This is a genomic window from Janthinobacterium sp. Mn2066 (assembly GCF_049319705.1).
Lineage (GTDB): Bacteria > Pseudomonadota > Gammaproteobacteria > Burkholderiales > Burkholderiaceae_D > Janthinobacterium.
Map to the genome: position 1 here is coordinate 172,718 of NZ_JBMOUF010000002.1, position 22,443 is coordinate 195,160.

18 protein-coding genes are annotated in these 22,443 nt (G+C 61.1%); 11 read left to right on the plus strand and 7 right to left on the minus strand.

Annotated elements, in window-relative coordinates:
• Positions 1 to 39 precede the first annotated feature (39 nt).
• The 3 genes from ACL9RI_RS04105 (at position 40) to alaC (ending at position 2,836) form a co-directional block, all read left to right on the plus strand.
• The gene (locus ACL9RI_RS04105; protein ID WP_422725307.1) at positions 40 to 459 is read left to right on the plus strand and encodes an organic hydroperoxide resistance protein; all 420 of its coding nucleotides are present in this window, start codon (positions 40 to 42) and stop codon (positions 457 to 459) included.
• Between the two features lie 20 nt (positions 460 to 479).
• A complete protein-coding gene (locus tag ACL9RI_RS04110) occupies positions 480 to 1,529 on the plus strand; it encodes an alpha/beta fold hydrolase (RefSeq protein ID WP_422725308.1) in 1,050 nt (349 codons plus the stop codon).
• Positions 1,530 to 1,633: 104 nt separating this feature from the next.
• Positions 1,634 to 2,836 (plus strand): alanine transaminase, encoded by a 1,203-nt coding sequence (alaC, locus tag ACL9RI_RS04115; RefSeq protein ID WP_422725309.1) that lies wholly within the window; start codon positions 1,634 to 1,636, stop codon positions 2,834 to 2,836.
• Here alaC and ACL9RI_RS04120 read toward each other — a convergent pair whose 3' ends face one another.
• The 4 genes from ACL9RI_RS04120 to ACL9RI_RS04135 form a co-directional block, all read right to left on the minus strand.
• Positions 2,837 to 5,305 carry a TonB-dependent siderophore receptor gene (locus ACL9RI_RS04120; RefSeq protein ID WP_422725310.1) on the minus strand — a complete coding sequence of 823 codons (2,469 nt, stop codon included), beginning with the start codon at positions 5,303 to 5,305 and terminating at the stop codon, positions 2,837 to 2,839.
• An 87-nt stretch (positions 5,306 to 5,392) separates the two neighbouring features.
• Positions 5,393 to 6,367 (minus strand): FecR domain-containing protein, encoded by a 975-nt coding sequence (locus tag ACL9RI_RS04125; protein ID WP_422725311.1) that lies wholly within the window; start codon positions 6,365 to 6,367, stop codon positions 5,393 to 5,395.
• Entirely contained in the window at positions 6,364 to 6,855 is a 492-nt protein-coding gene (locus ACL9RI_RS04130) for a sigma-70 family RNA polymerase sigma factor (protein ID WP_422725727.1), read from the minus strand. Before ACL9RI_RS04130 ends, ACL9RI_RS04125 begins: the two co-directional genes overlap by 4 nt.
• Positions 6,856 to 7,247: 392 nt before the next feature.
• The gene (locus ACL9RI_RS04135; RefSeq protein WP_422725312.1) at positions 7,248 to 8,381 is read right to left on the minus strand and encodes an ROK family transcriptional regulator; all 1,134 of its coding nucleotides are present in this window, start codon (positions 8,379 to 8,381) and stop codon (positions 7,248 to 7,250) included.
• 154 nt (positions 8,382 to 8,535) lie between these two features.
• On the opposite strand from ACL9RI_RS04135, the gene ACL9RI_RS04140 reads away from it, so the two are divergent.
• The 4 genes from ACL9RI_RS04140 to ACL9RI_RS04155 all read left to right on the plus strand — a co-directional run bounded on the left by ACL9RI_RS04140 (position 8,536) and on the right by ACL9RI_RS04155 (position 15,697).
• Positions 8,536 to 11,082, plus strand: a complete 2,547-nt coding sequence (locus tag ACL9RI_RS04140; RefSeq protein ID WP_422725313.1) for a TonB-dependent receptor — start codon at positions 8,536 to 8,538, stop codon at positions 11,080 to 11,082.
• A 4-nt stretch (positions 11,083 to 11,086) separates the two neighbouring features.
• Positions 11,087 to 12,259: a YdcF family protein gene (locus ACL9RI_RS04145; RefSeq protein WP_422725314.1), complete on the plus strand. Its 1,173-nt coding sequence runs from the start codon at positions 11,087 to 11,089 to the stop codon at positions 12,257 to 12,259.
• Between the two features lie 91 nt (positions 12,260 to 12,350).
• Positions 12,351 to 13,676: an MFS transporter gene (locus ACL9RI_RS04150; RefSeq protein ID WP_422725315.1), complete on the plus strand. Its 1,326-nt coding sequence runs from the start codon at positions 12,351 to 12,353 to the stop codon at positions 13,674 to 13,676.
• 431 nt (positions 13,677 to 14,107) lie between these two features.
• Positions 14,108 to 15,697: an aspartate:alanine exchanger family transporter gene (locus ACL9RI_RS04155; RefSeq protein WP_422725316.1), complete on the plus strand. Its 1,590-nt coding sequence runs from the start codon at positions 14,108 to 14,110 to the stop codon at positions 15,695 to 15,697.
• Between the two features lie 787 nt (positions 15,698 to 16,484).
• Here the strand turns inward: ACL9RI_RS04155 and ACL9RI_RS04160 are convergent.
• A complete protein-coding gene (locus ACL9RI_RS04160) occupies positions 16,485 to 16,997 on the minus strand; it encodes a hypothetical protein (RefSeq protein ID WP_422725317.1) in 513 nt (170 codons plus the stop codon).
• A 48-nt stretch (positions 16,998 to 17,045) separates the two neighbouring features.
• Positions 17,046 to 17,873: a DUF6624 domain-containing protein gene (locus ACL9RI_RS04165; RefSeq protein WP_422725318.1), complete on the minus strand. Its 828-nt coding sequence runs from the start codon at positions 17,871 to 17,873 to the stop codon at positions 17,046 to 17,048.
• A gap of 268 nt (positions 17,874 to 18,141) precedes the next feature.
• Here ACL9RI_RS04165 and ACL9RI_RS04170 point away from each other — a divergent pair, with 268 nt between their 5' ends.
• The 4 genes from ACL9RI_RS04170 to ACL9RI_RS04185 are packed head-to-tail and all read left to right on the plus strand — an operon-like array spanning position 18,142 to position 21,440.
• Positions 18,142 to 19,332 (plus strand): acyl-CoA dehydrogenase family protein, encoded by a 1,191-nt coding sequence (locus tag ACL9RI_RS04170; protein WP_422725319.1) that lies wholly within the window; start codon positions 18,142 to 18,144, stop codon positions 19,330 to 19,332.
• A 17-nt stretch (positions 19,333 to 19,349) separates the two neighbouring features.
• Entirely contained in the window at positions 19,350 to 20,495 is a 1,146-nt protein-coding gene (locus ACL9RI_RS04175) for an acyl-CoA dehydrogenase family protein (RefSeq protein ID WP_422725320.1), read from the plus strand.
• Positions 20,492 to 20,983 (plus strand): MaoC family dehydratase, encoded by a 492-nt coding sequence (locus ACL9RI_RS04180; protein WP_422725321.1) that lies wholly within the window; start codon positions 20,492 to 20,494, stop codon positions 20,981 to 20,983. The genes ACL9RI_RS04175 and ACL9RI_RS04180 overlap by 4 nt, the downstream gene beginning before the upstream one ends.
• Entirely contained in the window at positions 20,976 to 21,440 is a 465-nt protein-coding gene (locus ACL9RI_RS04185) for a MaoC family dehydratase (RefSeq protein WP_422725322.1), read from the plus strand. Before ACL9RI_RS04180 ends, ACL9RI_RS04185 begins: the two co-directional genes overlap by 8 nt.
• Here the strand turns inward: ACL9RI_RS04185 and ACL9RI_RS04190 are convergent.
• On the minus strand, positions 21,431 to 22,336 hold the full coding sequence (locus ACL9RI_RS04190) for a LysR family transcriptional regulator (protein ID WP_422725323.1): 906 nt from the start codon (positions 22,334 to 22,336) through the stop codon (positions 21,431 to 21,433). The two genes, ACL9RI_RS04185 and ACL9RI_RS04190, sit on opposite strands and share 10 nt — an antisense overlap.
• Positions 22,337 to 22,443 lie beyond the last annotated feature (107 nt).

A 22,443-nucleotide genomic window follows, 5' to 3' on the forward strand; every position in this document is an offset into this window, starting at 1 on the left:
GCAATCCGTGCCGGGCCTCTATCTGAACAGGAGTCTCTCATGCATCAAGTCGATCAAGTGCTGTACACCGGTAAAACCCACACCACGGGCGGGCGCGATGGAGTGTCGCGCAGCGACGATGGCCGTCTCGATATCAAACTGTCGTCGCCGGGCAGCGCAGGACAGGGCACGAACCCGGAACAATTGTTCGCCGCTGGCTGGTCGGCCTGCTTTATCGGCGCGCTGGGCAAGGCGGCCGGCAAGTTGAAAGTCGCGCTGCCGGCTGGTTTGTCGGTCGATGCCGAAGTGGACCTGGGCATGACGGGCGACGCTTATCTGCTGCAGGCGCGGCTCGGTATTCGCCTGCCTGGCCTGGCGCTTGATGTGGCGCAGGCGCTGGTCGATGCCGCGCACCAGACTTGCCCGTATTCCAAGCTGACACGCGGTAATATCAACGTGACACTGCAGTTATTGGCCTGATTTTCTGCCGGGAGAAAACCATGTTCAAGAAACAGCCTGAAACGGACAATCAAGTGAACGGCCAGCGCCGCCATCTGTTGACGGGCGCCGTCGCCACCGCCGGCCTGTCGATGGTGCAACTGCCTTTCATGCAGGTGGCGCAGGCTGCTGGCGCTGAAGCGGTCTCTGCGCCAGCGCTGGCGCCCGTCAAACAGATACGCGCCGGCGAACTCGATATCGGTTATTTCGAGGCGGGGCCCGCCAACGGCAAACCGGTGATCCTGCTGCATGGCTGGCCCTACGATATCCATAGTTATGCGGAAGTGGCGCCCATGCTGGCGGCGGTCGGTTACCGGGTGATCGTGCCCCATCTGCGCGGCCATGGCACGACGCGTTTCCTGTCCGAGCGCAGCTTCCGTAACGCCCAGCAGTCGGTGGTGGCGCTCGATATCATCGCCCTGATGGATGCGCTGCAGATCGAGCAAGCCATCCTGGCCGGTTACGACTGGGGCGCGCGCACGGCCAATATTATCGCTGCCCTGTGGCCGCAGCGCTGCAAGGCCATGGTCTCGGTCAACGGCTACCTGATCAACAATCTGGAGCGCAACAAGATTCCCTTGCCGCCGACAGTGGAGCATGGCTGGTGGTACCAGTTTTATTTCGCCACCGACCGCGGCCAGGCTGGCTATGAAAAATACCGGCGCGAATTTGCCAAGCTGATCTGGAGAATCAATTCGCCGACCTGGCAGTTCGACGACGCCATTTTCGAGCGCAGCGCGGCCTCGTTCGACAATCCCGATTACGTCAGCATCGTGATCCATAACTACCGCTGGCGCCTGAGCCTGGCCAAGGGCGACCCGAAATATGACGCGCTGGAACAGCGGCTGGCTGCCGGTCCCGTGATCGGCGTGCCGACCATCACCATCGATGGCGATGCGGATGGCGTGGCCCCGGCGTCGGATGGCCAGGCTTACGCCAGCAAGTTCTCGGGCAAGCGCACGCACCGCATTTTCAAAGGCGTGGGCCACAACTTGCCGCAGGAAGCGCCGCATGAATTTGCCAAAGCGGTGATCGAGGTCGATAGTTACTGAACAGGACTTGCCAGCGCCTGCAATGACACGGTAGTATCGTTGCAGGCGCACCCATTGTGCCAACGTCGCTCGGACGGATCCGGGCGCTTACGTAGCGAGATACCATGACCGACAGCCAAACTCCGCGCAGCTTTTCGCGCATCAATCGTCTTCCCCCTTACGTTTTCAATATCACCGCCGAACTCAAGATGGCCGCGCGCCGCCGTGGCGAGGACATCATCGACATGTCGATGGGGAACCCCGATGGCGCCACGCCGTCCCACATCGTCGACAAGCTGATCGAGACCGTGAAGCGGCCCGACACGCACGGCTACTCCGCCTCCAAGGGCATCCCCCGCTTGCGCCGCGCCATTTCACATTGGTACAAGAAGCGCTACGAGGTCGAGATCGACCCGGACAGCGAAGCCATCGTCACCATCGGTTCGAAAGAGGGGCTGGCGCACCTGATGCTGGCCACGCTGGACCGGGGCGACACGGTGCTGGTGCCGAATCCCAGCTATCCGATCCATATCTGGGGCGCGGTGATCGCGGGCGCCGATATCCGCTCCGTGCGCATGGGCCCTGGCGTGGATTTTTTTGCGGAGCTGGAACGGGCGATCCGCGAAAGCTATCCGAAGCCGAAGATGATGGTGCTGGGTTTCCCCTCGAATCCGACCGCGCAATGCGTGGAACTGGAATTCTTCGAGCGCGTGGTGGCGCTGGCCAAGCAGCATAATATTTTGGTGGTGCACGACCTGGCGTATGCCGACATCACCTACGATGGCTGGAAGGCGCCGTCCATCATGCAGGTGCCTGGCGCGCGCGACGTGGCGGTGGAGTTTTTCACCATGTCCAAAAGTTATAACATGGCGGGCTGGCGCATCGGTTTCATGGTCGGCAATGCGGAACTGGTGGCCGCTTTGGCGCGCATCAAGAGCTATCACGATTACGGCAGTTTTACGCCCGTGCAGGTGGCGGCGATCGCGGCGCTGGAAGGCGATCAAAGCTGCGTGACCGAAATCTGTGCCCAGTACCAGCGCCGCCGCGACGTGCTGGTGAAAGGCTTGCATGAAGCGGGCTGGATGGTGGAAAAACCGAAGGCGTCCATGTATATCTGGGCGCATATCCCGGAAGCGTACCGCCACCTGGGCTCGCTGGAATTTGCCAAGCTGCTGCTGGAAAAGGCGAGAGTGAGCGTCTCGCCCGGCATCGGTTTCGGTGAATACGGCGATGAATATGTGCGCTTCGCCCTGATTGAAAACGAGTCGCGGGTGCGGCAGGCTTTGCGGGGCATCAAGAACATGCTGCGGGAACCTGCCGCTAGCTGATCACATCTTGTAGTTCAGGCTCAACAAGATGCTGCGCGGGGCGCCGTAACGCTCCAGGCCGCCGGACCAGGAATAGCCGAGCGCCTGGTAGTAGCGGCGGTCCAGCAGGTTGTCGACATTGAGCCGCAACTGCAGCTTGTCATTGACCCGGTAGCCGGCCGTCAGGCCGAGCACGGCGTAAGTGCCCTGGCTGGTATAAAAGCCCGTGTCGCTGCGGTAGATCTTGTCCTGGGCGTAGGCGGAAGCGCCTACGTTCCATTTGGCAAAGTCGCCGCTCAGCTGGTAGTTGGTGTACAGCTTGAACAAGTGTTTCGGCTCATCGGTGGCGATGCGCTGGCCGATATTGCTGGCAATGCTGTCCTTGATGTATTTCGCCATCACATAGGTGTAGCCGGCCGATATTTGCCAGCCGGGCAGGGGCGAGCCCGATACTTGCAGGTCCACCCCGTCGCTGCGCACCTGGCCGGCCGCGCGCGAACAGCTGATTTTTCCGCCTGTCGGGCAGTTCTGTTCATCGGCCATGGCGCGGTTGTTTTGCTCGATGCGGAACAGGGCCGCGCTGGTATTGAGCGCGCCGCCAAAGTATTCGCCTTTCACGCCCACTTCATAATTGGTGCCCGTCAGCGGCGGCAGGGTATTGCCCTTCACGTCGATGGCGCTTTGCGGTTCGAAAATCTGCGTGCCGCTGGCGTACAGCGAATGCTGCTGGTCCAGGTCGTAGACCAGGCCTGCGTATGGCGTGAATTTGGCGCTTTCTTCCAGGCTGCGCTTCCAGGTGGGCGGCGTTTCATACCAGCCCGTCACGTCTTGCGCATACCAGCCGAAGCGCCCGCCCAGCACCAGGTGCACGGAATCGGCCAGGCTGAAATTGCCGGCGGCATACACGCCTTTTTCACTGGTCTTGCGGCCCCAGGCATACAGGGGGGCGGTGTGGCCATTCATGGCAAACGCGCGTGGATTCCAATGGCGGATATCGATCACGCGGTCGCTATCGTTTTCCCACGCCTGCGAGGCCAGCGAGTCGTCATGGCGGTAGCTGGTGCCGATGATAAGGTCATGCTGGCGTCCGAACCAGTTGACGGGGCCGCTGGCGCGCAGGTCGGCCACCAGCTGCCTGGTGCCGTAATGCCAGCCCGTTTCCGACTGGCTGAACAGATAATCCTCGCCGTCGATGCGGCTGTTGGTGGTGTTGCGCGTGTTCGAGGTGGCGTCGATATGCGTGACGGCGAAACGGGCGCGCCAGCCGCCTTCCATGCGCTGTTCCAGGTCGGCGAACAGCACGTTATTGTCGCGGTTCTGGAACGAGTCGGCATTGTTGAAAAAGCTGGAACGGGGCAAGTCCATGTGGCGGCCATCGGCGAAGGTGGGCAAACCGACAAACAGGCCATTGGTACGGCTGCGCTGCACGGAAAAGCCGATGCCCAGCGTGGTCTGGGGCGCCAGGTCCGCTTCCACGATGCCATACAGGGTCGCATCCTTGTGCTTGACGATATCGATGTAGCTATCGCTGTCGCGCCAGCTGCCGGCCACCCGTCCCCGCACCGTGCCAGCCTCGTTCAGGGCGTTGCTGGCGTCCACGGTCAATTGCTGGTTATTCCAGCTGCCGGCGCCGGCCGACAGGTTCAGCAGCGGCGTGGCGGTAGGGCGCTTGCGCACCAGGTTGATGCTGCCCGATGGCGCGCCCGCGCCTTCCAGCAGGCCGGTGGCGCCGCGCACCACTTCCACCCGGTCGTACATGATCATGTCGGCCGAGACATTGCGTTCGTTGAAACCCGTCACATCGAGCGGCAAGCCGTCCACATTGACATGGCTCAAGGCAAAGCCGCGCGCAAAATACGTCGCTTCCTGGTCCGATACGGCTTGTCCCTTGCTATAGATGCCGGGCGTGGCCTGGGCCACGTCTTGCAGGCTGGTCAGTTCGAAATCATCCATCTGCTGGCGCGAAATGATGCTGACCGTTTGCGGCGTTTGCCGCTGCGACAGCGACAGGCCCGTAGCCGTGCTCATGGCGCGCGTGGTGTAGGAACTGGTGCCTTCGGTGCTGTTGTTGTCGGCCTGGGCGCTGACGGTGACGCCGGGCATGGTGGCCATGGCGGCCTCTGCACCAGCCTTGCGCAGGCTGTAGTTGCCATTGCCTTCTTCGACGATTTCCAGGCCGCTGCCATCGAGCAGTTTCTGGAAACCTTCATACACCGTGTAGCGGCCTTGCAAGCCTTTGCTGGTTAAACCGTTGACTTGCGCGGAGGCGGTGGCGACGCTGACGCCCGCTTCGATGGCGAAGGCGGACAGCGCGGCATTCAGTGGGCCGGCTGCGATCTGGTAAGTGCGCTGGCTGGCGGCGGCGCTCTCGGCGGCTTGCGCGGTGGGCGTCACGAGGGCCGTGGCGCAGCTGGCGGTGATCAGCAAGGCCAGTGCGGCGCGCACGGCGATGGTGGTTGGATGTCGTGGTGGAGAATGCGGCAATGCCATGGAGTCCCTTTCGATGGTTCAGATTTTTCTGCTTCTATCTGGTATGACGGAGCAGATCTGAAAACCGGACAAACTTTTCGAACTTTTTTATGCTGGCTCGATGGTGATCCACCAGCGCGTGCGCTGGCGCAGGCGGATCGGCAGGCTGCGTTGCAGCAGGTGCAGCAGTTTGTCGGTATCTTTCAATTGAAAGGTGCCGGAGACGGGCAGGCTTGCCAGGGCGGGATCGCAGCGCAACAGGCCATGGCGATAGCGGGCCAGCTCGGTCAATAAGTTGCCCAGCGGCATATTGTCGGCCACCAGCACGCCGCGCGACCAGGCATCAAACTGGGCTGCCAAGGGCATCGGTGCCGGGATGGCGTCTTCAGTAAAGCTGGTTTGTTCGCCAGCCTTGAGGATGTGCGCAGCCGTGTCAGCGCGGGCAGGGCGGATGTCCACCGCGCCCTGCATCACGGCCACCTGCGTGCGAGCCTGGAACAGTTCGTCATCGTGCCTGACGCTAAAACGCGTGCCGATGGCGCGGATGCGGCCTTGCGCCGTCTGGACCAGGAAAGGGCGCGGCGGGGTGGCGGTGTCCGGCGCCGTCTCGACATGGATTTCGCCGCTGCGCAGGCGGATCAGCCGCTCTTGCCGGCCATACGCAATATCGATGGCGGTGTCCGTATTGAGCACGAGGCGGGTGCCGTCGTCCAGCGTCAACGGGCGGATTTCGCCCCTGGCCGTGCGCACATCGGCGCGCCAGGCGGGGCCGCCCGCCAGGTGATCTGCGCCCCACAGCAGCGGGCCGGCCGCGATCAGGGCGGCCAGCGTCTTGACGGTGGCACGCCGTGTTTTACGCACCGGCCGGTCCAGCACGCGCATGCCGGCGGCCGGCGGCAGCAAACCCAGGCTGTGGCACAGCAGCTCGGCGCGCTGCCATGCCGCCTCATGGGCCGGGTCGCTGCTGCGCCACGCTTGCCAGGCCTGCTGGTCTGCGATGCCGCAGTCTTCCGAACGCAGCCGTAGCAGCCATGAGGCGGCTTCATGCGCGGCGCGCGGGTCGATATGGACGGCGGCAGTCATGCCATCAGCAGGATGCAGCGTGCGATCGCCTGCACCAGGTAGCGGTGCACGGTGCGCTCGGACACGGCCAGGCGCGCGGCGATCTCGGCATGGCTCAATCCTTCCAGATGCGATAGCAAAAAGGCGCTGCGCACGGCAGCAGGCAAGCCGTCGAGCATGGCGTCGATGCGGTGCAGGGTTTGCAGGATATCGAGCCGTTCCTCGGGCGACATGGCCGTCAGTTCCGGCACGTGGGCCAGGGTTTCCAGCCAGGCCTGTTCCAGCGACAGGCGGCGGTAATGGTCGATCACCAGGCGCTGCGCCACCGTCGTCAGGTAGGCGCGTGGTTCGCGCAAGGGGAGTTGATGGCCAGGCTGATTGGCTGGCGTGTTTGTCAGCAGCCGCACAAACGTGTCGTGCGCCAGGTCGGCTGCGTGATCCGCGCATTGCAATTTACTACGCAGCCAGCGCAGCAGCCAGCCATGGTGCTGCTGGTAGATGGCGGTCATCGATTCCGGGGAGGAGGCAGTCAGGGCAATCGTCACGATCGTTCGCGGTGGCGTCCACGGACAGGCATGCCTTGCTGTCCAGAGAAGTCTTTATTGAGAATAATTCTCATTATCGCAAAAATGCTGCACGTGCGTCAATCGCGCCACGGGCAGTGTTGTATGGTTCCGACACTGGCGCACGGCAGCTTCGCCGCTTTTCTTTGCCACGCAGCAAGGCCGATTCAGCCTGCCACGCCCTTATTATCATTGGCCTGTATTTCTATCATCACCAATATAAAGTGGTTCGATATGCTGCAACGCGACATACTGAACTCGTCTCCTCTATCTCCTCCAAGGAAATAGATTCAGCCCGCTCCCGTAGCGGGCTTTTTTTTGCCTGTTGAATTTGTTTCTTAGAATTGGTTGCCCGCCAGAGTGTGCGTCAGGGCATGGATCGGCAGCAGCGCCGCACCCAGCGCAATCGAGCTGCGGCCCAGCTCGGACACGCGCACCACGCAGGACGAGCGGTGGTCGCCGCGGATCAGGCGGCCGTTGTTCAGCCTGCTTGATAGTCGCGTCAGCAGGGAAAACGGTAGCGAGCCCGACAGCATGATTTCGGCCGGATCGAACCAGGCGATCGCGCTGTTCAAGGCGGCTTCCAGCTGTTCGGCCGCCCGGTCCAGCCAGCGTTCGATCACGTCTTCATGGGCGCGCGTCTGTTGATCGAAGTCCGCCACGGAATCGATTTCGCAGCCAGCCTCGCGCAACAGGGCCAGCAAGTCCAGCGTGGTAGGGCGGGGATGGTCGCTGGGATACAGGATGCCGATTTCGCCGGCGCTGCCCAGGCCGCCGCGCAGCAGGCGTCCATCCTCGATCACGCCCGCGCCCACGCCATAACCGAGCAGGATGACGATCACGGTCGACGATTGCCGTACGGGGCCGCCCCGGTAATATTCGGCCAGCGCCGCCGCGTTGGCGTCGTTTTCCAGCATCACGCGCAGGCCCAGCGTATCGTCGAGGATTTGCCGCAGCGGCACGTCGCGCCATCCGGGCAAGTCCGTCACCACATGCCAGCGCTTGCCATCGCGCGCCAGGGCCGGGCCGGGGATGCCGATGCCGACGCCAAGAAAACGCTTGCCCAGCAAGCGGTGCCTGACCGACAGGTCGATGATGCGTTTGTCGAGCAGCTGGGCAAACTCCACCGGGCCTGGCGTGGCGATGGTTTCGGTGGTCATTGAAATCAGGCCGCCGGCAAAATCGACGAAGGCAATTTCCAGCACGCCTTTATGGATGGTCGCGCCCACCGTGTAGCCGCCTTCCGGTGAAATCGTCAGGGGGATCGTCGGGCGTCCCCTGCGCGGCGCCTCGGGCGACACCAGTTCCTCGACCAGCCCCAGGTTCAATAATTCATGCGACAGCTTGGTCACCGTCGAGTTGCTGACGTCCATCGCCAGCGACAGCTCGGTGCGGGCCGTCGGCCCTTTGGTGCGCAAATGCCAGAGCAAGTGTTTTGCCTCTGAACTCAAGTTCAAACGTCCGATATTCATGCGGGATCCTGGCTGGCGCTATCGCTGTTGTTGGGTATAAGCGACATAATAGTTGATTTTTTATTTATTTCGCAAGTAATAAATAAAGCTGTCATATACCGTCAGTAGTATCGCCGTTGACTGCTTGTCACCACCAACTATCACAGAGGAAACCATGTCTAAAAGAAAGTCGACGCGTACCCAAGGCTGCGCCCTGGTCGCGTTATGCGCGATTGCTGCTCCCGTTCTTGCCCAGACGGCAACGCAAGATGCTGCCGTGCCAGCACAGCAGCAAGGTGTGGTGTCGCAGGAATCAGCTGCTGCGGCACCAGCGTCGGACCAGTCCGATGCATCGGTCGTGGTGGTGACGGGTTCGGCGCGTCCGCAGCGCCGTTTTGACGTGTCGTATGCCGTCAATGCGCTGTCGCAAAAAGAAGTGCAAAAGCTGGCGCCGCAAAACATGGCGGACTTGCTGGGCAAGCTGCCCGGCATCCAGGTCGAGGCGACCGGCGGTGAAGTACAAAACATCACGCGCGTGCGCGGCATCCCGACCGACGATGGCCTGGCGCTGTTCCAGCAGGATGGCTTGCCGCTGTTCACCGAAATCAATGGCTTTTTCTTCCGTGGCGATAGCCTGAACCGCTATGACCTGATGACCAACCGCCTGGAAGTGGTGCGCGGCGGTCCGGCGCCCATCTATGCCAGCCAGGCGGCGGCCATCGTCAACAGCACCACCGTGACCGGTGGCGAACAAACCAAGGGCAAGGCGCAAGTGACCCTGGGCACGACCGGCCTGACCCGTGTCGATCTGATGCAGTCGGGCAAGATCGATGACCGCACGTATTACGCCATCGGCGGTTTCCTGCGCGAAGACCAGGGCCACCGCGACAACGGTTTCCCGAATGACCGTGGCGGCCAGATCCGCGCCAATATCAAGCGCGTGACCGATGCGGGCGTTCTGAAATTGAGCGTCAATTACCTGAACGACCACAACCAGTTTTATCTGCCGATACCGATTGCCGACCCGCGCAATCCGTCCGTCTCGCTCGATAAATACATCAATTATTTCGATGGCACCATGAACTCGCCCTCGCTGCAGAACGTCACGCAGAAATACCGCGATGGCAATGGCAATCTGCAAACAGATCACCGCGACCTGGACAATGGCCGCCATCTGCAGTTTGGCAATGTCGGCGTGCAATTCGACGGCGACATCGGCGAATGGCGCCTGTCGGCCAAGGGTGGCTACACCCAGGGCCGCCTGGACTTCGATGCCTATTACTCGACCTCGAATCCGGCCGATGCGACCGCGTTTGCCAACGGTTTCAAGAAGGCGGCCACGGCGGCTTTCGGCCCGGTCGATCACTTCGGTTACGCGATTGCCGGCACGAATGGCGCGCAAGTCTACAATCCGAGCAACGCTTCGGGGCTGGTGATGCAAGGGCAGTACCGCGCCGCCAGTTCCAGCTTTTACTCGGCCCAGAGCGACATCAACCTGACGCGCAACTTCCAGACCGATAACGGCAACCATGACGTCAAGTTTGGTGTCTATACCAGTGCCTACGGCCAGACCAGCAAATCGGTCTACAACGACATGCTGACCGAAGTGGCGGGCAAGCCCCGTACCCTTGATTTGATCGCTTATGCGGCCAATGGTTCCATCCTTGGTTCCGTGACGGACAATGGCGTGCTGCATTACACGTCGACCCTGAACCAGGGCGACACGGACGCCAAGATGGGCGCGTTTTATGTCAACGATACCTGGGAAGTGAACAGCCGCTTGCGCCTCGACGCCGGCCTGCGCGCCGAACGCTACCACTACAATGGCTATGCGCTGCTGACCAATCAGGTCAACCTGGGCGACCCGACCACCCTGGCCGACGACACCACCCGCGCCTTTACGGGGGCACGCCAGGATCACACCTACAACACCACCACCAAGAACTGGACCGCCGGCGCCAACTACGATTTCTCGGAGCAGTTCGGCGGTTATGCGCGTATTTCCCACCTGGAAGTGCCGCCCTCGCTGCAAGTGGCCGCCAGCGTCGATCCGCTGGTGCTGACCACCAAGGCCGACCAGTATGAAGTGGGCGTGAAAGCCAAGTCGGGCCGCTCCTACCTGTACGTGACGGGCTTCTACACCAAGTTCAATCCGCTCAACGCCTCGTTCACGGCGTTTAACCCCGTCACGGGCCGTAATGACCAGACCGTGCCATTCTTTGGCCAGGCCATCGTCAAGGGCGCCGAGTTCGATGGCGCGCTGTTCATGACGGACCGTTTTTACCTGAACGGCTCGCTGACGGTGCAGGATCCGCAATACAAGAACTTCGTCAGCAGCGTGGGCGCCGATCCATCGCAAGTGGTCGGTAACCAGATCATTCGCGAACCGAAGGTGTTCGGCAATATCCGCCCCAGCTATAATTTCAATGTAGGCGACAAGCAAGTTGACGTCTATGGCAGCTACGCTTACACCGGTAAGCGTTATGTCGACTTTTTCAACGCAACCGAATTGCCCGCCTACCATTCGTTTGGCGCTGGCGTGACGGTGACACAAGGAGACTGGACATTGCAAATTGTCGGCGACAATCTGACGAATGCCAAAGGTTTGACCGAAGGCAATACCCGTACCGACACCCTGTCGGGCCAGGGCACACAGCAAGCGATTTACGGCCGTCCCGTATTTGGCCGCAGCGGCCGCATCGTCCTGAGCAAAGCGTGGTGATGGGATGAAGCGTGCAATCGTATTGGCCGTTTCACTGGCAACATCCTTGCTGGCGATGGCGCAAGCTGTACAGGCAGCCCCGGTGCGCGATGCGCATTGGGCGCTGCTGGGCAATCAGCTGTTTCCCGCCATGCTGGACCTGGGCGCCAACACCGCCCAGGCTGCGCCAGCCCTGAAAGAGGTGCTGGGCCAGCGCCGGGCGCGCTTCGATGCTTGCCAGCATGAAACGGCGTGTGTTTTGCGCGCCGCCAGCTGGAGCGATGCCGAGATCACGGCTGTGGCGAGCCTGGCGGCTCAGCGTCCGGCGACCGCCTGGCGCCAGGTGTCGCTGGCCGACGATGGCGTGGCGGCCCAGCTGACGCGCGAGCTGCGTGGCGTGAACAGCATCATCGCCGTGTATGGGCAGGGCGCCGCACCCCGTTATCCGAAGATCGACGGTCCGCTGGAAGCCGTGGGCAGCAAGCTGTTCAACGATAGCGTGGCCGATGCCGTGCTGCTGGGCGAGGCTAGCGAGGAAGAGCCTGCATTGGCGCTGGACCATAGCCTGGCGATCGCCCTGGCTTTGCTCGACGTCAATGACCGTAGCGAAGCGGTGGCGTTCGAGCCACTGGAAGCGACGTTCAATGCCGACGCACTTGCCCGCGCCAGGACGCTGGATTGGCGCCAATACCGCTACACGGCCATCGTGGTGCCGGGCATGGGGCCGGAAAACCTGGCCACGCCCTTGAGTGCCCGCGGCAAGCTGCGCGTGCGCCTGGCGGCCCAGCGTTTTGCGCAAGGCGACGTGGCGTTTGTGATGATGAGCGGCGCATCCGTGCATCCGAAGGGCAGCCGTTTCGTGGAAGCCGTGGAAATGCGCAAGGCCCTGATGGAGCGTTACGGCGTGCCTGCCGACCGCATCATCATCGAGCCTTACGCGCGCCACACGACGACCAATCTGCGCAACGCCACGCGCAGGCTGATCGCGCTGGGCGCACCTTTGGGGCGTGACGGCCTGGTGATTACTGACGTGGATCAAAGCCGCTACATCGGCAGCCCGGAGTTCGACCGGCGCAATCTGCAGGAGCTCGGTTATCAGCCGGCCACCATCGGCGCGCGCATCTCGCCGACGGAACTGGTGTTCCGGCCTGCTGCGGCCTCGGCGCGCATGGATCCTAAAGATCCGCTCGATCCATAAACTGCTACGCCGATGAGATATTGGTGAAACGCAAGGGGAGTGGCCTGTAACCGGGCCGCTCCCTTTTTTACAAGCGATAAGGGCGGCCGCCTTGCACACGCCATCTCTCCACTTGCTGGGAACGCCGCAATCGCGGAGCCTGACCTATGCCTATGCGGGCGCGCATTTCGGCAAAAGTTTATTCTGGTACGCCAGTGAAATCCTGTTTGCCTACTTTCTCACGGAAGTGGGCCAGATTCCCGTACGCTACATGGGGCTGATCCTGGCGGTTGGCTATTTTTCGGGTACGGCCGCCGATCTGGGGCTAGGCCTGTTGCTGCGCCAGCGCCTGTCCCACGTGCTGCAGGCTTGCCGCCTGCAATGCCTGGGCGCCGTGCTCGGCGCCTTGACGCTGGTGCTGTTGTTTCTCTGCACCTACGTGCCGCCGGCCTGGCGCGCTCCCTACGCCTTGCTGATGGGCATCGCCTTCCGCGTCGCCTACGCACTCTATGATTTGCCGCAGAATGCCTTGCTCAGCCTGGCTACAAAGGATGCCGACAGCCGTTCCAGGGTCAGTTCCCTGCGCATCTTCTTCAGTGGCACGGCCTCGCTCCTGATCGCCAGCGCCATCGCGCCACTGCTGACGTCCCGCATCGCCACGGGCCAGCCGGCACGTTTTCTGCTGCTGGTGCTGGGCTTGTCGCTGGCCGCCATCCTCTCGGCGCTTGCCTTGCTGCGGGCGATGCGCAAGGCCGGCCCCTTGCCGGAACTGCCATCCACGCCGGCACTGCGGCCAGGCTTGCGGCAATCGCTGCGCGGCTTGCCGCCATGCGTATGGATAGTGGTGGCCATGCTGGTGCTGATTGCGGGCGGCTGCGCCATGTTTCTCAAATTGGAACCGTATTACATCGCCTACGTGCTCAAGTCGCCAGGGTGGGGAACCTCGATCGCCATGATGGCCTCGCTGGGAGCGATCCTGTCGCAGTTTCTATGGCGTTATCTGCTGCTGCAGCCGGGCAGGAGCCGGGTCGATTGTTTGCTGCTGGCCACCGTGGGCTTGCTGGTTTCGATAACGGGATTCTGGCTGGGAACACACGATTGGCTGGTGATCATGGCTTGCGCCCTGGGTTTTGGCGTCTTCAGTGGCGGCTGCGGCACGGTATTGTGGGCTGCCTTTGGCGACCTGGTCGCCGATAGCGTCAAGGCCGATGCGGGCCTGGCGTATGGCCTGATGACGGGCGCCGTCAAGATTGCGCTCGGCGTCAACTGCCTGGTGCTGGGGCAGCTGCTCAGCGGTATCGATTACCGGGGAAGCCAAAGCGGGCAGTTGCCCGGCCTGATGTGCGGGCCTTTGATGCTGGCCTGCCTGCTGGTCATGCTGCTGGCCTGGTTATGGACGCGCATGGGCCGCCCCGCCAGATATCAGCGATATCAATGAAGCGCATTTCTATCATCACAACATATCATTGGATGCTCATGCTGCAATGCGTCATTATTGAACTGTCTCCTCTATCTCCTCCAAGGAATAGATTCAGCCCGCTCCCGCAGCGGGCTTTTTTTTGCCTGCTGTGTCGAGGAAAGTCGAGGGCAGCATAAAAGAGATGGATGGCAATATTGCTGCAGACGCAAGATATTATCAAATCATATTTCTATCATAACAACATGCAATTGGATTTATATGCTGCAAAGCGGCATCATTCTCCTGTCTCCTCTACTTCCTCACAGGAAATAGATTCAGCCCGCTCCCGTAGCGGGCTTTTTTTTATCTTTTTTTGCACCATGGAGTAGCGCACGCTTGCTTGTGCATCTGGCATGTCCTTGCCTGGTCACATGCTAGACTGCCATCTCTCTTTTTATAAAGATTTTGCGATGATAGACCTGCTGCGCCATACGCTGGAATCGACCCCGATCCTGGCTCTGTTTCTTGTGATCGGCGCCGGGTATGCGCTGGGAAGAGTCAGCGTCTTCGGTTTTTCGCTGGGTGTGGGCGGCGTGTTGTTCGCCGGGCTGGCGCTGGGCGCCTTCGCTCCCGGTTCCGTGCCGCCGCCGCTGGTTGGCTCGATCGGCTTGTTGCTGTTTCTATATGGCATAGGCGTACAGTACGGCACGCAATTTTTTGCCGGCTTGCGCGGGGCAGGGCAGAAGCATAACCTGATCGCGTTGCTTGCCGTGATGGGCGGTCTGGCCGTGTCGATCTGGGGCGGGCAATGGATCGATATCTCGCTGCGCATGGCCAGCGGCGTGTTTGCCGGCGCCATGACCAGCACGGCCGCCTTGCAGGCCGCGCTGGAAGCCTCGCACGGCAATGGCGACGCGGCCGTCGGTTATGCGGTGGCCTATCCGTTTGGCGTAGTCGGCCCCATGCTGGGCCTGTATCTGGCGGGGCGCATATTAAAACCCGTGCTGACGCCGCCGCCGGCGCCGATCGTCGTCTCGGAAATCACCATCGATACGGCCGCGCTGGCCGGCGCCGATTTATCGGCCCTGGCCGAAGGTCCGTTGGCGGGCGTGCAAGTGATTGCCGTGCGCCAGGGACATCAAAACCGCTTGCCCGCGCCTGGCGTGGTGCTGGCGCTGGGCGACGCGCTGATGGTCACGGGCACGGTAGCCGATGTGGACGCGGCGCGGACGGCGCTGGGCCATTCGGACCCTGGCCGCCTGATGAAGGACCGCAGCGATTTCGATGGCCTGGAAGTATTTGTGTCCGATGCAGAAATCATCGGCGTGCCGCTGGGCGAGCTGAACCTGTCCAAAGATTTCCCCCTGCACATCGCCTTCATCCGCCGCGGTGACGCCATGATCCTGCCGCAGCCCTACCTGACCCTGGAATTTGGCGACCGCGTGATGGCGATTGCGCCATCGCAACACGCGGCCGACGTGCGCAAGCTGTTCGGCAACTCCATCACGGCCACGGCCGAGTTCAGCTATGTTTCCTTGGGCATGGGCATGGTGCTGGGTGTCTTGCTGGGCCTGATTCCGATCCCTTTGCCATGGATAGGCTCGTTCAGCCTGGGCCTGGCCGGCGGACCGCTGGTGATGGCGCTGATTCTGGGCCGGCTGGGCCGCATCGGCAAGGTCAGCTGGCGCTTGCCGCTGTCGGCCAATCTGGTGATGCGCAACTATGGCTTGACCATCTTCCTGGCCTCCGTCGGCATGGCTTCCGGCCTGCCATTCGTGCGACAAGTCGGTGCCGATGGCTTGCCGATGCTGGTGCTGGGCGCCATCACCGTGCTGGTGGTGGTGGCGCTGGTGGTCCTGCTGGGCAAAATCTTCCTGCGCCTGCCATTCCCGGAATTGCTGGGCATCGCCGCCGGCGCCACCGGCAACCCCGCCGTACTGGTGTTCGCCAATCGCCTGGCCAAGTCCGACCGGCCCAACCTCGGCTACGCCATGATCTTCCCCAGCATGACCATCGTCAAGATTATTGCGGTGCAGGTGTTGTTGCATTTGTATGGGTAATAGTGTTGGCTGGTAGCGGACACTCCCAAGCAGCTGTAGTTATAGCTGGGTTTGAACTGCAATCACGACACACTTACTGCCACCTACATCAATTGTCTTTCGCCACGTGTTCCTGATATTTGGCACAGGCAGAAAGTCGCCGCCGCATGCTTTTGTAGCTACATGCTGCGTCAAATCAGCGAGGGAGCTATGGTCCGTTGGCAGGCGATAGCTCTCCTCGACAGTCACAAGCGCCCCCAGCGGTTCTGTAGCCCAGTCTGCAGCTAATGTATTGAGCTGATGCTTTTCCTTGAAAATGATTCCGACGCGCCCCACGGTTATTGACTCATTTGTTTCTGAGGTCTGCGGTTCGTCCTGGTGCTGCCGGCACTATTTCATGCAAATGACCGGGCATTGTTTGCCTGCCCCGTCGGTAGAATTACAAGCCCCGCCGGGTCCGGCATAACAGGCGCCACCGGGTCCGGCATCTCTTGGGCCACCCGGACCTGCATACAGTGGGCCGCCTGGCCCCGCGTACATGGCGCCACCAGGACCGGCATACATGGGACCACCTGGTCCCGCGTACATGGCACCGCCAGGCCCGGCATAGCAAGCGCCGTCAGGACGTGCTGAACATGAATGGTCTGTTGCTGTTGCGGCTGCCGGCCCAGTTTGCGTTATTGTGCAAGCAGAAAAAGCGCTGGCGCAAATCATGGCCATGGACAACTTCAGTAATTTCATTCGATACCTTTGCATCTTGCGTTTTCCCAAGCGAGAAATTTCGCTCCAGGGTCCCAATTTCCTATTTTTACTTACTCAGTTTTTTCAGCGGTAGAGACATAAATCCGCTCTTGATACACTGGCCAACGGCCTCGCGAGAGCCTTTCGCTTCACAGGTATCGAGAAAATCCCGGACTTGGGACGCGACCTCGGGTTTTTTAAACGGAACATGTACGGCATCGTCAAGGGCTGCATTGCAGGACATGGCAACGTAAATACCTTTGGTGTAGGGTTTATAGCCAGGAAGATTATCGGCGAGGGCAGCCCATGGGAGCAACAATTTGAACGTTGCATCATCCACTTTCTCCTTGAGGCCCGAATCCAGAACAGCGACTGCAGCGGTAACACTGTCCTGTAGGGATTTATTCGCATCTCTCCCTTCGGTAAAAATCTCGGCGAACAACGCGGCCCTTGCGCAGAAGAACAAAGTGGCATTGTTCGGTGTCGCTGAGTGGGCTGCGCCTGCCACCAGCAAGGCCGCGAGCGGCAACAGTAAAGCAACTTTCATCATATCCCTTGAAATTTTTTCATGACTGGCCACTGCTGCATTTGCATGGCTAAAGCTGGCGCCTTGACCGGCAGGCAGCGCTTAGCGTGCAGCGCCGCTATCGCTGACTTCCTTGGGCGTATAAGTCAAGCCGAAGCGCTTGGCATAATCGGCCAATGGCTCCAGGCCGATGCTGCGCCTGCGCTCGTCTACATGGGCTTCATCCTCGATAGGATCAAACCGCAGCGGATTCGTGCTCAGTTGGCTGCCATAGCGCTGGGGTTTGCCGTCGGCGACAAGCAGGCGGTCTTCGAGCAATGCAAGATCGCTGCCCAGCGCATCATGGCGCTGGACTGCCTCATGCAATTGCGCCACATATTTGCGCTGACTGGCCGAATCCGCGTGTTGCAAGACCAGGAAGGCGGTCTGGGAAGCGGCGCCGGCAAAGCGCAGGCCGGGCCAGCCGTAGATATCGATGATTTCCGCCAGCCGCTTCATGTTGGCAACGTCGATGGCGGTCTGCTGTATCCATTCCTCCTTGCTGAGGTCGCCGGTTTCCGAACGTCCACGGTAGAGTTGATCGGGACCGGCCATGGCTTCGATATCGCTTACGGCCTTGGCACGCTCAGCACCGATGGCCTCCCGGCTCAGCACGACTTCTTCTCCAAACAGAACGATGGCTTGCCCGGCCGGTGGCGTGAATCTGCCTTGTACATTGCCTGCGAAGCGGATTGCATTCTCGCTGCTGTCGATGTGATTGGCCGTGGCCGACAAGTTGACCTTGGCACCGATGGGAAATATCAGCCCGGCAACAGGTTGGCCGCCGTGGTAGACCGAAAGCGTGACCTGGGTCCGCCCATCATCGGCGTGGCTGGGGGCTGTCATGCAGGCGAGAGCGGCGAGGAGCAGAGAGTGTGGGCGCAAGGTCATTCTGGTGTTCTCTATTTCGTTTCAGTCAGGTGTCTATTGGCTGGAGCCGGCTCATCGGGCTAGAGCCGCTCCAGAGCATAACGAATTGCCCAGTTAAAAAACTCTCACTTTGTCACATTGCTCCAGTTCTGCAGCAGTCTTTTAATGTCTGGATCACTGGCGCCGCCTGTATTCTGTTGTACAATCATTGAGAACGATCGTGCTTTTTTGTGCGCTTACTCTGCTTGCGCAAACTAGGGCAACGACGCATAAAAACAAGGAGACGAGTATGGATCTGCACTTCACGGCCGAGGAGATCGCGTTTCGCGAAGCGGCGCGCGCTTTTCTGGACACGCATTTGCCGCCCGAGCTGCAGCGCAAGGTGCGCCAGCATTTGCGGCTGGGCAAGGATGATTATGTGCGCTGGCACAAGATCGTCGCCAGACAGGGCTGGGCCGCGCCCGCCTGGCCGGTCGAGTATGGCGGCACGGGCTGGACCTCGGTACAGCGCCATCTCTGGGAAGATGAATGCGCGCGCGCCGGTGCGCCGCCTATCCTGCCGTTCGGCATCAATATGGTGGCGCCCGTCATCATGGCGTTTGCCAATGCCGAACAGAAAGCCTGGTATTTGCCACGCATCCTGAATTGCGACGACTGGTGGTGCCAGGGCTATTCGGAACCGGGCGCCGGCTCCGACCTGGCGTCGCTGAAAACCACGGCCGAGCGCGATGGCGACCATTACATCGTCAATGGCCAGAAAACCTGGACCACCCTGGGCCAGCATGCCGACATGATCTTTTGCCTGGTGCGCACCGATAGCACGGTGCGCAAGCAGGAAGGCATCAGCTTCTTGCTGATCGACATGAAAACGCCGGGCATTACCGTGCGGCCCATCATCATGCTCGATGAAGAACATGAAGTAAATGAAGTGTTCTTTGACAACGTGCGCGTGCCGGTGGCTAACCTGGTAGGCCAGGAAAACAAGGGCTGGACTTACGCCAAGTACTTGCTGGGCCATGAGCGCACGGGCATCGCCGCCGTGGGCCGTTCCAAGCGCGAGTTGAATTTTCTCAAGCAACTGGCCATGCAGCAATTCAAGCGGGGCCAGCTGCTGCTGCGCGACCCTGCGTTTGCGGCCAAGGTGGCGCAGCTGGAAATTGAATTGATGGCGCTGGAAATGACGGTCTTGCGCGTGATCAGCGAAGAGGGCAAGGGGCCGGGACCGCAGGCGTCGATGCTGAAGGTGCGCGGTTCGGAAATCCAGCAGCAACTGACGGAATTGATGGTGGAAGCGCTGGGGCCGCAAGCATTGCCGTTCGATACGGCTTTCCTGGAAGGCGCTACCGGGCACAGCAGCTTTGGCGACGACCTGGCCGCGCCGCTGGCCGCCTATTACTTCAATTACCGCAAGACCTCGATCTATGGCGGTTCCAACGAAATTCAAAAAAATATCATCACGCAGATGATCCTGGGCCTGTAAGGCGATAGGGAGACGCAATGGACTTCAATGTTAATCAGGAACAGCAGCAGTTCGCCGATGCGCTAAGGCGCTGGGTCGACAAGGATTATGCGTTTGAAAAGCGCCGCAGCATCATCCATTCCGAGGCCGGCGTGTCGGACGCGGCCTGGACCGGTCTGGCCGAACTGGGCATGACAGCCTTGCCGCTGCCGGCCAGCGCGGGCGGCTTCGATGGCACGGCCGTGGACATGCTGCTGGTAATGCAGGAGCTGGGACGCGGCTTGCTGGTCGAACCGTATTTTGCCACCGTTTTCGGTGCGAAATTTCTGACCTTGGCGGGTGGTCACCATGCTGTGCTGGAACAGGTGGCAAGCGGTAGTCTGAAACTGGCGTGCGCGCTGGGCGAGCGCCAGGCGCGCCATGACATGTTCGATATCGCCACCACGGCTATAAGCAGCGGCAATGGTTTTGTGCTCGATGGCACGAAAACCGTGGTGATCCATGGCGCGCAAGCCGATTTCCTGATTGTTTCAGCCCGCAACGGCGGCGATCAGCGCGCAACGGACGGCATCTCCTTGTTCCTGGTGCCGGTAGATGCGCCAGGCGTCAGCATGAGCGACTGCCGCACCATCGATGGCCAGCGCGCCGCCACTGTCAACTTCGTGCAAGTGGTGCTGGGCGCGGACGCCTTGATCGGCCAGGCGGGGCAGGGCTGGGAGATCCTCGATGCGGCGTGCGATTATGGCGCTACCCTGCTGTGCGCGGAAGCCGTGGGCGCCATGGAGGCGATCTTTGCCGCTACCCTGGACTACCTGAAGACGCGCCAGCAGTTCGGTGCGCCGATCGGCAAGTTCCAGGCCTTGCAGCACCGCATGGCCGATATGTTCATTCACCTGGAGCAGGCGCGCTCGATGGCCATGCTGGCCGCCGCCAAGGTCGATAGTGAGGATGTGGCTGAGCGCCGCCGGATTGTGTCCGCCGCCAAGGCCCGCGTGAACCAGGCAGCGACGTTTGTCGGCCAGCAAGCCGTGCAATTGCATGGCGGCATGGGCGTGACGGACGAATTGCCTGCCGCCCACCATTTCAAACGCTTGACCATGATTGCCCTGACCCTGGGCGATCACGATCATCATATCGAGCGTTTTATCGCCCAGCCGGGCTTTTTGCCGACGGAGACTGTATGACTGCATTGACTCAGACCACGCCCAAGCACTGGTATTTCGAAGACTTTACGCAAGGCATGGAAATCGCGCTGGGCCAGCGTCACGTGACGGAAGCGGAAATCATTGCCTTCGCCACCGATTTCGATCCGCAACCGTTTCACGTCGACCATGCGGCAGCCGAGAAAACCATCTTCAAGGGTGTGATCGCCAGCGGCTGGCATACGTGCAGCTTGATGATGCGCCTGGTGGTGGACAATCTGCTCAAGCACTCGTCCAGCATGGGTTCGCCAGGCCTGGACAGCATACGCTGGCTGCTGCCGGTGCGCGCCGGCGACACGCTCAGCCTCAGCTACTACGTCAAGGAAGTGCGGCCATCGAACTCCAAGCCGGACCGGGGCATCGTTGTTTCCGTCTGGAAGGTGAGCAACCAGCATGGTGAACTGGTCACCACGGTGGAAGGCATGGGCATGTTCGGCCGCCGGCCAAGCGGGGAGGCAGTCCATGCGTGATGCCGTCAATATCGAGGGAATTGCCGGCTTCCAGCAACTGGCCGGCCAGCACGTGGCTGTTTCCGACTGGCTGACCATCACCCAGCAGCGCATCGACACCTTTGCCGACGCCACCGACGACCATCAATGGATACACGTGGACGCCGAGCGCTGCGCGCGCGAATCGCCGTATGGGGCCACGGTGGCGCACGGGTTTTTGACCCTGTCCTTGCTGCCGGCCCTGCTGCAAGGGGCGCTGGCCATGTCCGGCATCCGCATGGCGATCAACTACGGTTTGAACAAGGTGCGCTTCCCGGCGCCCGTGCCCGTCAACAGCCGTTTGCGCGTGCGCCTCGATATCCTTTCCGTGGACGACCTGCCGGAAGGCGCACAAGTGAACTGGGCCGTGACCATGGAGCGCGAAGGCGACAGCAAACCGGTGTGCGTGGCGGAATTTTTGATGCGCTGTTATCCCTGAAGCAGATGCTGCTTTCTTAACGCATCAATCAAGGCCCGCAGCTTGGCTTGCCCCTGCGTGCGTGCGGGAAAATACAGATACAGGCCATCGCTGGGCGGTACGTAGTTTTGTAAAACCTGTTCCAGCCGGCCCGTTTGCACATCCTCCTGCGCCTCAAAAACGCCCACATAAGCCATTCCCAGGCCCATGCGGGTGAAGTCAAGCAGCTTGGAGCGGTCGTTGACGATCAGCTGGCCGGGCATGTCGACAGTGTAGTTGCGCCCGTCTTCGGTAAATTCCCAGTGGTGCAGCATGCCTGAACGCACGAAACGGTAGGTGATGGCGGTATGCGTCATCAGTTCGCGCGGGGTGGCCGGTTTGCCCATGCGTTGAAAATAGGCGGGACTGGCGACCAGGGTCCATTCCAGCGGCGGCGTCAGCCGTACTGCCACCATGTCTTGCGCCAGCGCTTCACCAAGGCGTATGCCGGCGTCGTAGCGCCCGGCGATCAGGTCCACCGTGCCTTCATCGAAGGTGATGTCGAGCTGCAATTGCGGATGCTCGCGGCAGAATTGAAACAGTATCGGCTCGATCAGCAGCCGGCAGGCGGAGCGGGTCATGCTCAGGCGCAAGGTGCCGGAGACCGTGTTGCGAAAACCATTCAATTCCTCGAAGGCCAGGTCGATCTCGCCCACGGCTGGCGCCAGCCGGGCAAACAGGGCCGCACCGGCCTCTGTCAGCGCCACCTTGCGCGTGCTGCGGCGAAACAGGGGTACGCCATGGCGCTGTTCCAGCAGGCGGATAGCCTTGCTGACGGCGCTGGCGGAAATGTCCAGCCGCGCGCCGGCAGCCGTAAAACTGGCCAGTTCCGCCACGGCCAGGAAGACGGCGACGCCGTCCAGCTTGTCTTTATCCACGATACTCCTTTATGAACTGCTGGTTCATACCGAATATACCTTATCCGCATTTTTCTTTCGTAATCACACGCGTATCGTGGCATCAGGTTGCAGGCCGTGTCACGGCT

Bases quoted from the DNA above. Each gene is read 5' to 3' on its own strand.
- ACL9RI_RS04105 (WP_422725307.1), top strand. From the start codon at position 40: ATGCATCAAGTCGATCAAGTGCTGTACACCGGTAAAACCCACACCACG.
- ACL9RI_RS04110 (WP_422725308.1), top strand. From the start codon at position 480: ATGTTCAAGAAACAGCCTGAAACGGACAATCAAGTGAACGGCCAGCGC.
- alaC (WP_422725309.1), top strand. From the start codon at position 1,634: ATGACCGACAGCCAAACTCCGCGCAGCTTTTCGCGCATCAATCGTCTT.
- ACL9RI_RS04120 (WP_422725310.1), bottom strand. From the start codon at position 5,305: ATGGCATTGCCGCATTCTCCACCACGACATCCAACCACCATCGCCGTG.
- ACL9RI_RS04125 (WP_422725311.1), bottom strand. From the start codon at position 6,367: ATGACTGCCGCCGTCCATATCGACCCGCGCGCCGCGCATGAAGCCGCC.
- ACL9RI_RS04130 (WP_422725727.1), bottom strand. From the start codon at position 6,855: ATGACCGCCATCTACCAGCAGCACCATGGCTGGCTGCTGCGCTGGCTG.
- ACL9RI_RS04135 (WP_422725312.1), bottom strand. From the start codon at position 8,381: ATGAATATCGGACGTTTGAACTTGAGTTCAGAGGCAAAACACTTGCTC.
- ACL9RI_RS04140 (WP_422725313.1), top strand. From the start codon at position 8,536: ATGTCTAAAAGAAAGTCGACGCGTACCCAAGGCTGCGCCCTGGTCGCG.
- ACL9RI_RS04145 (WP_422725314.1), top strand. From the start codon at position 11,087: ATGAAGCGTGCAATCGTATTGGCCGTTTCACTGGCAACATCCTTGCTG.
- ACL9RI_RS04155 (WP_422725316.1), top strand. From the start codon at position 14,108: ATGATAGACCTGCTGCGCCATACGCTGGAATCGACCCCGATCCTGGCT.
- ACL9RI_RS04165 (WP_422725318.1), bottom strand. From the start codon at position 17,873: ATGACCTTGCGCCCACACTCTCTGCTCCTCGCCGCTCTCGCCTGCATG.
- ACL9RI_RS04170 (WP_422725319.1), top strand. From the start codon at position 18,142: ATGGATCTGCACTTCACGGCCGAGGAGATCGCGTTTCGCGAAGCGGCG.
- ACL9RI_RS04175 (WP_422725320.1), top strand. From the start codon at position 19,350: ATGGACTTCAATGTTAATCAGGAACAGCAGCAGTTCGCCGATGCGCTA.
- ACL9RI_RS04180 (WP_422725321.1), top strand. From the start codon at position 20,492: ATGACTGCATTGACTCAGACCACGCCCAAGCACTGGTATTTCGAAGAC.
- ACL9RI_RS04185 (WP_422725322.1), top strand. From the start codon at position 20,976: ATGCGTGATGCCGTCAATATCGAGGGAATTGCCGGCTTCCAGCAACTG.